The 11,566-nt window shown below is 70.2% G+C and carries 11 protein-coding genes and 1 pseudogene; 3 read left to right on the forward strand and 9 right to left on the reverse strand.

What is annotated here, in order from left to right:
* Positions 1 to 193: 193 nt before the first annotated feature.
* From ACFFCN_RS17355 to cysD, 4 genes are read right to left on the reverse strand one after another with little or no spacing between them, the layout of a single operon-like run.
* Complete coding sequence (locus ACFFCN_RS17355; RefSeq protein WP_375493684.1) at positions 194 to 670, reverse strand: DUF6869 domain-containing protein; 477 nt, start codon at positions 668 to 670, stop codon at positions 194 to 196.
* A gap of 6 nt (positions 671 to 676) precedes the next feature.
* On the reverse strand, positions 677 to 1,426 hold the full coding sequence (locus ACFFCN_RS17360) for a 3'(2'),5'-bisphosphate nucleotidase CysQ (protein ID WP_375493686.1): 750 nt from the start codon (positions 1,424 to 1,426) through the stop codon (positions 677 to 679).
* Complete coding sequence (gene cysC, locus ACFFCN_RS17365) at positions 1,423 to 3,273, reverse strand: adenylyl-sulfate kinase (protein ID WP_375493687.1); 1,851 nt, start codon at positions 3,271 to 3,273, stop codon at positions 1,423 to 1,425. Before cysC ends, ACFFCN_RS17360 begins: the two co-directional genes overlap by 4 nt.
* 2 nt (positions 3,274 to 3,275) lie before the next feature.
* Positions 3,276 to 4,184 (reverse strand): sulfate adenylyltransferase subunit CysD, encoded by a 909-nt coding sequence (gene cysD / locus ACFFCN_RS17370; protein ID WP_375493689.1) that lies wholly within the window; start codon positions 4,182 to 4,184, stop codon positions 3,276 to 3,278.
* A gap of 181 nt (positions 4,185 to 4,365) precedes the next feature.
* Between cysD and ACFFCN_RS17375 the strand changes: the two genes are divergently transcribed.
* The 3 genes from ACFFCN_RS17375 (at position 4,366) to ACFFCN_RS17385 (ending at position 6,956) form a co-directional block, all read left to right on the forward strand.
* A complete protein-coding gene (locus ACFFCN_RS17375) occupies positions 4,366 to 5,490 on the forward strand; it encodes a cation diffusion facilitator family transporter (protein ID WP_375493691.1) in 1,125 nt (374 codons plus the stop codon).
* The gene (locus ACFFCN_RS17380) at positions 5,487 to 6,341 is read left to right on the forward strand and encodes an NAD-dependent protein deacetylase (RefSeq protein WP_375493692.1); all 855 of its coding nucleotides are present in this window, start codon (positions 5,487 to 5,489) and stop codon (positions 6,339 to 6,341) included. Before ACFFCN_RS17375 ends, ACFFCN_RS17380 begins: the two co-directional genes overlap by 4 nt.
* A gap of 120 nt (positions 6,342 to 6,461) precedes the next feature.
* Positions 6,462 to 6,956 carry a DUF3145 family protein gene (locus tag ACFFCN_RS17385; RefSeq protein WP_375493693.1) on the forward strand — a complete coding sequence of 165 codons (495 nt, stop codon included), beginning with the start codon at positions 6,462 to 6,464 and terminating at the stop codon, positions 6,954 to 6,956.
* 3 nt (positions 6,957 to 6,959) lie between these two features.
* On the opposite strand, the gene ACFFCN_RS17390 is transcribed toward ACFFCN_RS17385, so the two are convergent.
* The 5 genes and pseudogenes from ACFFCN_RS17390 to ACFFCN_RS17410 all read right to left on the reverse strand — a co-directional run.
* Complete coding sequence (locus ACFFCN_RS17390; RefSeq protein WP_375493695.1) at positions 6,960 to 8,378, reverse strand: acyl-CoA carboxylase subunit beta; 1,419 nt, start codon at positions 8,376 to 8,378, stop codon at positions 6,960 to 6,962.
* Between the two features lie 5 nt (positions 8,379 to 8,383).
* Positions 8,384 to 9,634 (reverse strand): beta-ketoacyl-[acyl-carrier-protein] synthase family protein, encoded by a 1,251-nt coding sequence (locus tag ACFFCN_RS17395; RefSeq protein WP_375493697.1) that lies wholly within the window; start codon positions 9,632 to 9,634, stop codon positions 8,384 to 8,386.
* A gap of 9 nt (positions 9,635 to 9,643) precedes the next feature.
* The gene (locus ACFFCN_RS17400) at positions 9,644 to 9,886 is read right to left on the reverse strand and encodes an acyl carrier protein (RefSeq protein ID WP_375493699.1); all 243 of its coding nucleotides are present in this window, start codon (positions 9,884 to 9,886) and stop codon (positions 9,644 to 9,646) included.
* A 59-nt stretch (positions 9,887 to 9,945) separates the two neighbouring features.
* The gene (locus tag ACFFCN_RS17405) at positions 9,946 to 10,923 is read right to left on the reverse strand and encodes a beta-ketoacyl-ACP synthase III (RefSeq protein ID WP_375493700.1); all 978 of its coding nucleotides are present in this window, start codon (positions 10,921 to 10,923) and stop codon (positions 9,946 to 9,948) included.
* A 1-nt stretch (position 10,924) separates the two neighbouring features.
* Positions 10,925 to 11,566: pseudogene (locus ACFFCN_RS17410) on the reverse strand (ACP S-malonyltransferase); the annotation flags it as partial.

Consider the following 11,566-nt stretch of genomic DNA (forward strand, 5'->3'; position numbering starts at 1 on the left):
TCGCGGTAGGGGTCCGGGTCGGCGGCCATCGCGGCCAGCACGTCGATCTCCACCGCGTCCAACTCACACCGCCGCCGCCGGATCGCCGCCAGCACTTTCAACCGGCGCGCCTGACCCACCGAAGTGAAGTCCCACACCGCCTGCGTCATGTGTTCGATTCTAGAATCGACCACCGACAAAACCGGCTCTACCGTCAGCCCGGCTTCGACCCATCTGGAAACCGAGCACCGAACAATGCGAGCCGCTTGTTCACCTCTTCATGGGTCGACCGGTCCAGCCAGACACCGGCCACCGCCCGCCGGAATCTCGGATCACGACGGGCTCGCACCTCGATCTGACTGACCAACTGAAGTGCCTGGCTCGCTCGGACTAAGTCTTCAAGCGGTCCCGCCGCGATATAGCAGATTTCGTCGTCGTCCTCGGCGAGGTTGATCAACTCGCTAATGAGCTCGAGCGCACGCGGCCACGGGAATTCGTCAACCAGATCTGAAACACAGCAGTACGCCTGCATCTCATCGTCTTGGTCCTTCTCGCGATCAGACAGCCTCGTGTATCGCCAGAATTCGGCAGCGAGATCGGTCAGCGACGGCCAGCTCGCCTCGAGCCGGAATCCGGCGAAGTGGATCGACCCATCCGGAGCAATGTTCGTCGAGTGCATGGCGTCGGGCACTCGTGCTCAGCCGGCGGCGGCGATCGCTTCGAGCAACGGTTCGGCCAGCTCCTGCCGACAGATGAGCAGGTCGGGCAGATAAGGGTGCGCCGCGTTGTACTCGAGCGGCGAGCCGTCGATGCGCGACGTGTGCAGGCCGGCGGTTGCGCACACGCCGACCGGCGCGGCCGAGTCCCACTCCCATTGCCCGCCGGCGTGCAGGTAGGCATCCGCGTCGCCGCGTAACACGGCCATCGCCTTTGCCCCGGCCGAGCCCATCGTGACGAGCTCGGCGTCGAGCGCGGTGGCCACCGGCGCCGCGAACTCCGGCGGCCGGCTGTCGCTGACGAGAAAGCGGCGCCGGGAGTGTTTGCGGTCGCCGAGCACGGCGAGTCCGGTCGAGTAGACGGCGTCCAGCGCGGGTTGCGCCACGGCGGCATCGGTGATGCCCCGGCCGGCCTGCCACAGCGCGACATGCACCGCCCAGTCGTCGCGTCCGGGCATGCCGTACTCACGCGTGCCGTCGAGCGGGTCGATGATCCAGACGCGATCCGCGGACAACCGCTCCGGCGAGTCGGCCGACTCCTCGGACAGCACCGCGTCGCCGGGCCGCGCGTCGGCGAGTTCGCGCAGCAGCAGGACATTGGAATCCGCGTCGCCGCGCTTGCCGAGCTCCTTGCCGGTCAGCCCGCTCGCGGCGCGCAGGGTCAGCAGCAGCTCTCCGGACAGGTACGCCACCTCGGCCGCCAGTCGCGCGTCGGAGAGCAGGGACGTCACGACATCCGCTCGATCATGTCGAGAACTCGGGTCGCCTGCGCCTTGGCGTCGCCGTCGTCCGGGCGCAACCGCAGCTCCGGTGTCTCGGGCGCTTCGTAGGGATCATCGACACCGGTGAAGTTGGCGATCTCCCCGGCACGTGCCTTGGCGTACATGCCCTTCGGGTCGCGGGCCTCGCACACCTCGAGCGGGGTGTCGACGAAGACCTCGACGAACGGGACGGACGCGTCGACGTGCGACGCCCGCACCCGATCGCGGTCAGCCGTGTACGGACTGACGAGCGACACGATGGCGACCACGCCGGCGTCACCGAGCAGCTTGGCGACCTCGCCGACACGACGCACGTTCTCTGCGCGGTCGTCGGCGGAGAAGCCGAGATCGGCGTTCAGCCCGTGGCGCAGGTTGTCGCCGTCGAGCAGGTAGGCGGGGCGCCCCGACGCGACCAGCCGGCGTTCGAGTTCGGCCGCGACGGTGGACTTGCCCGACCCGGACAGCCCGGTGAGCCACACCGTCATGCCCTGCGTGGCGCGCTCCGAACGCTGCACCGAGCCGTGGTGCCACACGACGTGCGAATCGTGCTGCGTCGGCCCGATGATCATGCCGGCGGCGACGGTGTTGTTCGTGGCCTCGTCGATCAGGATGAAGCTGCCCGTGTCGCGGCTGCGCCGGTACGCGTCGAAGAGCAGCGGCTGCTGCGTGCGTAGTTGCAGCCGGCCGATCTCGTTCAGCGCAAGGTGGTCGGCGGTCTCGTCGCGGTGCAGCGTGTTGATGTCGAGGCGGTAATCGAGGTCGCGCACCACGGCTCGGGTGGAGCGGGTCGTGTGCTGGATCGTGTAGCGGGCGTCCGGCTTCAGCACGGCGTCCGCGGACAGCCAACTGATCATCGCGTCGACGTCCTGACCGATGTGCGGCCGGTTGAGCGGGCGGCAGATGAGATCGCCGCGGCTGATGTCGATGTCGTCGGCGAGCTCGACGGTCACCGCCTGCTCCACGAACGCCTCGTCGAGCTTGCGACCGCCCGGCGCCCACACCGCCGACACCTTCGTGGAGAACCCGGACGGCAGGACGGTGACCTCGTCGCCCGGGCGGATCGTGCCGCCGGCCATCGTTCCGGCGTAGCCGCGGAAGTCGTGCAGCGACGCGTCCGACGACTGGTGCGGCCGGATGACGTACTGCACCGGCAGCCGCAGGTCGATGAGGTTGCGGTCGGACTCGATGTGCAGGTCCTCCAGGTAGTGCAGCAGCGACGAGCCCTCGTACCACGGCATCGCCTGACTGCGCTGCACCACGTTGTCACCGGTCAGTGCCGACACCGGGATGAAGGCGAGGTCGCCGATCTCGAGCTTCGCGGCGAACCGGCGGAAGTCCTCGCGGATCTCGTCGAAACGCTCCTGCGAGTACTCGACGAGATCCATCTTGTTGATGCACACGATCAGGTGCGGGATGCCGAGCAGGCTGGCCAGGAACGCGTGTCGGCGCGACTGCTCCAGCACGCCGTTGCGCGCGTCGACGAGGATCAGTGCGGCGTCGGCGGTGGACGCCCCGGTGACCATGTTGCGCGTGTACTGCGTGTGGCCCGGAGTGTCCGCGATGATGAACTTGCGCTTCGGCGTCGCGAAGTAGCGGTAGGCGACATCGATGGTGATGCCCTGCTCGCGTTCGGCGCGCAGGCCGTCGGTCAGCAACGCGAGGTCCGGGGTCTCGGATCCGCGCGAGCGGCTGGTGGCCTCGACGGAGGACAGCTGATCCTCGAAGATCGCCTTCGAGTCGTAGAGCAGGCGACCGATCAGCGTCGACTTGCCGTCGTCGACGGAACCGGCAGTTGCGATGCGAAGCAGGGCACTCATGACTAGAAGTAACCCTCCTTCTTGCGGTCTTCCATGCCGGCTTCGGAGATGCGGTCGTCGGCTCGGGTGGCGCCGCGCTCGGTGAGGCGTGCGGCAGCGACCTCGGCCACGACGTCGGCGGCGGTGGCCGCGGGGGACTCGACGCACCCGGTGCACGTGGCGTCACCGATGGTGCGGAAGCGCACCGTCGCGTTGTACGACGTCTCGTCGGCGGTGGGCGAGATGAACCGGTTGACGGCCAGCAGCATGCCGTCGCGCTCGACGACCTCGCGCTTGTGCGCGTAGTACAGCTCGGGCAGCTCGATCTGTTCGGACTCGATGTAGGACCAGATGTCGAGCTCGGTCCAGTTGGACAGCGGGAAGACGCGGATGTTCTCGCCCTTGCGGTGCCGCCCGTTGTACAGGTTCCACAGCTCCGGACGCTGGTTGCGCGGATCCCACTGGCCGAACTCGTCGCGGAAGCTAAAGACCCGTTCCTTGGCGCGCGCCTTCTCCTCGTCGCGGCGTGCGCCGCCGAACACGGCGCCGAAACGGTTCTCGCTGATACCGCGCAGCAACGTCACCGTCTGCAGCTTGTTGCGTGGCGCGCCGGGGAAGTCTTCGTGTGCCCGGCGCGCATCGATGTCGTCCTGGACGCTCGCGACGATCAGCCGCAGGCCGTAGCGCTCGACGGTGCGGTCGCGGAACGCGAGGACCTCGTCGAAGTTCTGCCCGGTGTCGACGTGCATGACGGGGAACGGCACGGGTGCGGGCCAGAACGCCTTGACGGCCAGGTGCAGCATGACCACGGAGTCCTTGCCGCCGGAGAACAACATCGCGGGTTTCTCGCTCGTCGCGGCGACCTCACGAATGATGTGGACGGCTTCGGACTCGAGCTTGTCGAGGTGTGACAGCTCGTAAGCCACGCTCATCTACGAAACCCTTCCACGCCGTCCCAGGCACGCGCGTTGCGTAGCCTGTGCGACCCGTCCTTGCGACTGTCGCAGCCAACCTAACCAACACCGCCCGCCGCCACGCCAATTCCGCCGACGTCGGGTGGGCCGGCACACGCGTCGCGGTAGGCCGTCACGACCCGCGGATACGCTGGCGAACGTGACGGAAAGCGAGCGGGTTGTCCAGGACGACGCGCAGGAGGGCCCCGCTCCGGACACCATCGACGAGGTCGACGTCGCGCGCGAGGCCGCCGACGAAGGTAAAGACCGCGCTACACCGCCGGCGCTCGAGACCCCTGTCGCGGCGGCGAACGCCGAGGGTGAGAGCTACCTCACCGTGCTGCTCGCGCTCGGGGCCAACGTCGGCGTCGGCATCCTCAAGCTCGCTGCCGGGTTGATCAGCGGATCGGCGGCCCTGCTGTCCGAGGCCGCGCACTCCGCAGGTGACTGCACCACCGAGGTGTTGCTGCTGGTCGCTCAGCGCCGGTCGATGAGACCGGCCGACCGCTCGCACCCGTTCGGCTACGGCAAGGAGCGCTACTTCTGGTCGTTGACCGCGGCCGTCGCGATCCTGGTGTCCGGTGCGGCGTTCTCGCTGTACGAGGGTCTGCACGCCATCTTCGGCGCGCAGGAGACCGACAAGCTGCTCTGGATCAACTACCCGGTGCTGGCCTTCTCCGCGATCCTCGAGGGCACGTCGCTGCGCCAGGCCGTCAAGGCGATGCAGGGGGAGACCAAGAAGCTCCAACGCTCCGTGCGTTCGTACCTGCGCACGCCGCGCGACCCCACCATCAACAGCGTGTTGCTCGAAGACAGTGCCGCGATCATCGGGCTGGCGGTGGCCGCGATCGGCGTCGCGCTGCACCAGGTCACGGGGAACCAGGCATGGGACGGCGCCGCGTCGCTGGTCATCGCGGTACTGCTGTTGCAAGTTGCCTTCGTGCTGGCCCGGGCCAATGAGGACCTGCTGATCGGCAAGCAGGCGGACCCGCGGCTCATCCGCGAGATCGAACTGTGGCTGGAGGAGCAGAAGGAGATCGTCGACGTCGTGGACCTGCTGACGATGCGCACCGGCACGGACAGCATCTTGCTGTGCGCACGAGCTGACTTCGTGAATTCGACCTCGGCCGGCGACGTCGAGGAGGCGTGCGTGCGGCTGGACGCGCAGATGCGCGAGAAGTGGCCGTCGCTCGACGAGATCTTCATCCAGCCGGCGTCGCGGGACGACGAATCGATGCGTCGGCGCGTCCAGCAGCGCTATGGCCGGGCGCTCGCCGACGAATGAGCGTGCACCCGGGAGTGCGTGAGCTGCTGCGCGCGGGCGGTGTCCTGGTGCTCAGCGGGGCTGGGCTGTCCACCGAATCCGGCATTCCCGACTACCGGGGGCCGACCGGTACGCAACGTCGGCATGCGCCGATGACCTACCAGGCGTTCACCGGTTCGCCGCAGGCGCGGCGCCGGTACTGGGCGCGCAGTTACCTGGGCTGGCGCCAGATCGCCGATGCGCAGCCGAACGACGGGCATCGCGCCGTGACCTCGCTACAGCGCGACGGCTCGGTCGACGCGATCATCACGCAGAACGTGGACGGGCTGCACCAGGCGGCGGGCGCGCAGGACGTCATCGAGCTGCACGGCGGCCTCGATCGCATCGTCTGCCTCGAGTGCGGTCGCCGCGAGACGCGCTCCGACGTCGACGCGCGACTGCGCGCCGCCAACCCGGGATTCGACGCGGCTGTGCTCGTCGTCAACCCGGACGGCGACGCCGAGGTGTCCGACGACCGACTCGACGAATTCGTGCCGGTGAGCTGTTTGTTCTGCGGCTCGGACCTGATCAAGCCGGATGTCGTGTTCTTCGGCGAGAGCGTGCCGCGGCCACGGGTGGACGCGTGCTTCGCGCTGGTCGAGGACGCGTCGAGCCTGCTCGTGCTCGGGTCGTCGTTGACGGTGATGTCCGGGCTGCGTTTCGTGCGGCGCGCTGCCGCGTGCGACATCCCCGTCGCGATCGTCAATCAGGGCCCGACCCGCGCGGACGACCTCGCAGCGGTGAAGGTCGAGGCGCCACTCGGCGCATTCCTGTCGTCCCTGGCCGTTTCGCACTCTCCACTGGCGCAACAGGGGTCCCATGCGTCACAATGAACTCACACGTCTCTGACGGACACGGACGGATCGCTGGGGAAGGCGTCGCCGTCGAGTTCACGGAGGTGTGCAATGACCAATGCCCGCACCGGTTCTGCCGGGTCAGGGGCGGGTCGCGCTGTGCCCGCGACCCGCGGGGTCGTCTACCTGCACTGCGTGCCGTCCGCCATCGCTCCGCACGTGGAATGGGCGCTGGCCGGCGTGCTCGGCCGGCCCGCGCGGCTGGAGTGGTCCGCGCAGCCGGTCGCACCGTCGCACCTGCGTGCGGAAGCCGCCTGGATGGGACCGATCGGCAGCGCGGCGCGCTTGTCGGCGGCACTGCGAGCCTGGCCGATGCTGGTCTTCGAGATCACCGAAGAGGGCACCTGGGCCAGTGACGGCGAGCGGCTCGCGTACGTGCCCGGCCGCGGTTTTCATCGCAGCATGATCGCCGCCAATGGCGACGTCGTCGTGGGCGAGGAGCGGCTGCGTGGACTCGCCGCTCGGGCGCGCACCGCGGACGAACTTCAGCACGGCATTGCCGAACTCCTCGGCACGGCGTGGGACGCCGAGCTCGAGCCCTACCGCGTCGGCGGCGACGGCGCCCCCGTGACGCTGCTGCACCAGGTGGTGTAGCGGCTACAGCGGGATGTTGCCGTGGGCTCCCCGACCGGGGGGTGCCTCGGCCAGCGCCTCGGCCAACGCACGCCGGGTCTGCGGTGGCTCGAGCAGCTCGTCGACCACACCGATCTCCATGGCCCGCGCGACGCCGCCGGCGATCCGCTCGTGCTCCTCGGCCAGCTGCGCGTGCAATGCCTCGCGCTCGCCGGGCGGCGCAGCGGCGAGCTTCTTGCGATGCAGGATGCCGACGGCGGCCGACGCGCCCATCACCGCCACTTCGGCACCGGGCCACGCAAAGACCTTCGTCGCGCCGAGCGCGCGCGAGTTCATGGCGATGTACGCACCGCCGTACGTCTTGCGCGTCACCAGGGTCACCCGCGGCACGACGGACTCGCCGAACGCGTGCAGCAGCTTGGCGCCGCGCCGCACGATGCCGTCCCACTCCTGGCCGACGCCGGGCAGGTAACCGGGCACATCGACGAGCACGACCAGCGGCACGCCGAACGCGTCGCACATGCGCACGAACCGCGCTGCCTTCTCCGCCGACGGCGAGTCGAGGCAGCCGCCGAGACGCAGCGGGTTGTTGGCGATCACGCCGACGGTGCGCCCGGTCAGCCGGCCGAAGCCGGTGACGATGTTCGGCGCCCACCGCGCATGCAGCTCGATGAAGCCGCCCTCGTCGAGCACCGACGCGATGACGGGGTGCACGTCGTAGGCGCGCTTCGGGTTGTCCGGCAGCAACGAGCTGACGTCGAACGCCGGACCGAGCTGCGAGAGGTCGAACGCGCCCTGCCGGGCGAGCAGTGAGGTGACCGACTGCGCCGCAGCGAGCGCGCCGTCTTCGTCGTCGGTGACGACATGCACCACGCCGCTGCGCCGGCCGTGCGTGTCCGGGCCGCCGAGCGATTCCATGTCGACGTTCTCGCCGGTGACCGAGCGCACGACGTCCGGACCGGTGACGAACACCCGCCCGCCGGTCGACATGATCACGACGTCGGTGAGCGCCGGGCCGTATGCCGCGCCGCCGGCGGCGGGGCCGAGCACCACCGAGATCTGCGGCACGCGCCCTGACGCGCGGATCATCGCCTGGAAGACCTCGCCGACGGCGTGCAGCGCGACGACGCCCTCCGCGAGCCGCGCACCGCCGGAGTGCCACAGGCCGATCACCGGCACGCGCTCGCGCACTGCGAGGTCGATGGCGTCGACGATGTGCCGGCAGCCTTCGACACCCATCGCGCCACCCATGACCGTGGCGTCGGAGCAGTAGGCGAGCGCGCTCGCGCCGTTGACCTGCCCGCGTGCGTACACCACGCCGCTGGTGTCGCGCGGGCGCAGCAGCTCCACAGTGCCCGCGTCGAAGAGCTTCTCCAGCCGCAGGACGGGATCGCGCGGATCGATCTCTGGGGGTATCTGCGGAGTGGGGGCGAGCGCGGTCATGTCAGTCAGGCCTTCCGGAACACCAGAGACGCGTTGTGACCGCCGAAGCCGAACGAGTCGTTGATCGCGACGGTGACCGGCATCTCCCGCTTCTCGCGGGGGACGTCGACGCGCAGCTCGTCGTCGGGGTCGTCGAGGTTGATCGTCGGCGGCACGACGTCGTGGTGCACCGACAGCACCGTGGCCACGGACTCGATCGCGCCTGCGGCGCCTAGCAGGTGGCCGGTCATGGACTTCGTGGCGGTGACGACGGTGTCCTCGCCGAACAGCTGCGCAACCGCGCCCGCCTCGCCCATGTCGCCGACCGGCGTCGACGTCGCGTGCGCATTGACGTGCACGACGTCGTCCTTGGTGATGCCGGCCCGCTGGACGGCGAGCTCGAGCGCGCGGATCTGCCCGGACCGGTCCGGCTGCACGATGTCGTACGCGTCCGAGGTGATGCCGGCGCCGGCGAGCACGGCGTAGGGGGTACGGCCACGGGCGGCCGCCGACGCGGCACGCTCGAGCACCAGCACGCCCGCGCCCTCGCCGAGCACGAACCCGTCGCGGCCCTTGTCCCACGGCCGGGACGCCCGCGCGGGTTCGTCGTTGCGGGTGCTCATCGCGCGCATCTGCGCGAAGCCCGCGATGTTCAGCGGGTGGATGCACGCCTCGGTGCCGCCGACCACGACGACGTCGGCGCGATCGAGCTGCAGCAGGTCCAGGCCGTAGGCGACCGCCTCGGACCCGGACGCGCACGCGCTGACCGTGGTGTGCACCCCGGCCTGCGCGCCGACCTCCAGACCGACGTAGGCCGCCGAGCCGTTCGGCATGTTCATCGGGATGAGCAGCGGCGATACGCGCGACGGGCCTTTGTCGTGCATCAGGTCGTACTGCGCGAGCAGCGACGTCACGCCGCCGATACCGGTGCCGATGACCACCGCGACCCGCGTCGGATCCAGGCCGGCGTCGCGCGCCGTGCCCTCGAAGCCGGCGTCGGCCCACGCCTCGTTGGCCGCCACCAGCGCCGCCTGCTCGCTGCGGTCGAGGCGGCGGGCCTGCTTGCGCGGCAACACCTCGGCCGGATCGGTGACCATCCGCGCCGCGATGCGCACCGGCAACTGCTCGGCCCAGTCGTCGGTCAGCGCGACGACGCCGGAGCGTCCGTCGAGCAGCGCCGACCAGAAACTCGCGACGTCACCGCCCAGCGGAGTAGTGGCTCCGAGGCCGGTGACGACGATGTCGTCCGCCCCGGAAGGCGTGGCAGCAGTAGTCATGAAGTCCGGTCAGCTCTTGTGCTGCTCGATGTAGGTCACGGCGTCGCCGACGGTCTTCAGCTCGGACAGCTGCTCGTCCGGGATCGTCGCGCCGAACTTCTCCTCGACGGCCATCGCGACCTCGACCATCGACAGCGAGTCGACATCGAGGTCGTCGACGAAGCTCTTCTCCGGCGTGACGTCCTTCGGGTCCACGTCGGCGACCTCGTTCAAGATCGACGCGAGCTCTTGCAGGATGGTGTCGTCGGCCACGGTGTGGTGATCCTTTCGGTGTGTGGTGCGGGACCGGGTGGGCCCGCGGGCGGTGCGAATCAGGGGGAGAGAACGACCTGGCCGGCGTAGGCCAGACCGGAGCCGAAGCCGAGCAGCAGCACCGGCGCGGCGGAGGGGATCTCGCCCGCCTCGACCATCCGCGAGAGCGCGAGCGGGATGGTCGCTGCTGACGTATTACCCGACGTGATGATGTCGCGGGCGATCACGGCGTTGGGCAGGCCGATGCGCCGGACGAGCGCGTCGATGATCCGCAGGTTGGCCTGGTGCGGGACGAACGCCACGATGTCGGCGGGATCGACCCCGGCGCGCTCGCACGCCTCCAGCGCGATCGGCGCCATCTGGCCGGTGGCCCAGCGGTAGACCGTCTGGCCCTCCTGGCGGAACGTGTGCGTGCGCTCGTCGATGGCGACCGTGTCGAACTGCTCGCCGTCGCTGCCCCAGACGACCGGGCCGAAGGTCGGGGTGTCCGACGCGCCGACCACCGCCGCGCCGGCGCCGTCACCCAGGATGATGCAGGTGCCGCGGTCGGTCATGTCCAGCCAGCCGGAGAACCGCTCGGCCGCGACGACGAGCGCGTTGCGGGCCTGTCCGACGCGGACCGCGGCGGACGCCGCGTTGAGCGCGTACATGAAGCCGGAGCAGCCGGAATTGACGTCGTAGGCGCCCGGTGCGTCGATGCCGAGCCGGGCGGCGAGTTGGGGGGCCGCGGCGGGGACCGGCGTCGGCATGGTGCAGGTGGCGACGATGACGAGGTCGACGTCGGCGGTCGATACCCCCGCCGCGGCGAGGGCCTTGCTGCCGGCCTGTTCGGCCATGTCGACGACGGTCTCGTCGGCGTCGGCCCAGCGCCGCTCGGCGATGCCGACCCGGGTCTTGATCCACTCGTCGTCGGTGTCGACACCCTGGGCGATGAGGTCGAGGTTGGTGACGACGTTCGACGGCCGGTAGTGCCCGAGGCCGAGGATGCGGGTGCCCGGCACCGCCTCGGTGCTCGCGAGCGTGAGGGGGGCGTTCACGTCATGCCTCCGATCCGGCAGCGGCGAGCCGCGCGACCGGCAGCCCGGCGGCCACGATGTCGCCGTCGTGGCGCAACCACTCGGCGAGTACACCGGCCAACGGCGACACGATGGCGTGCTCGTCGCGGTTGGTGCGCACGGTGCCGATCCGCGCGCCGCGTTCGACCGCGCCGCCCTCGTCGAGCGTGTCGGCGCGGACGAACACCCCCTTGGCCGGGGTGACGACGATGCGGAAGTCCGGGGTGTGCTCGCCCTGGCCGTGCTGCGGGCGGCTGGCGACGAGCGCACGGGCGCGGTCGAGATCGTCCGGGCCCTTGATCGCGACGATCTCGGCCCCGGGGAGTTCCCGCTTGGCGATGCCGGCGAGCACGCCGCCGGGAGCGAGCTCCACGACGGCCGTCACGCCGAGGTCCCGGCACGACTGCAGGCACAGGTCCCAGCGCACCGGCACCGTCACCTGCCGCACGAGCCGGGCGCGCAGGTCCGCGGCCTCGACCACGGCGGCGCCGTCGGCGTTGGACAGCAGGATGGGCCGCGGGTCGGCGAAGGCGACGTCGCGCGCGTAGTCGGCGAGCGCGGCCTCGGCCGGTGCCATGAAGCGGGTGTGGAACGCGCCGGCGACCTGCAGCGGGCGCACCCGCGC

Origin of the sequence: uncultured Jatrophihabitans sp., assembly GCF_964246335.1 — a bacterium.
GTDB lineage: Bacteria > Actinomycetota > Actinomycetes > Mycobacteriales > Jatrophihabitantaceae > Jatrophihabitans.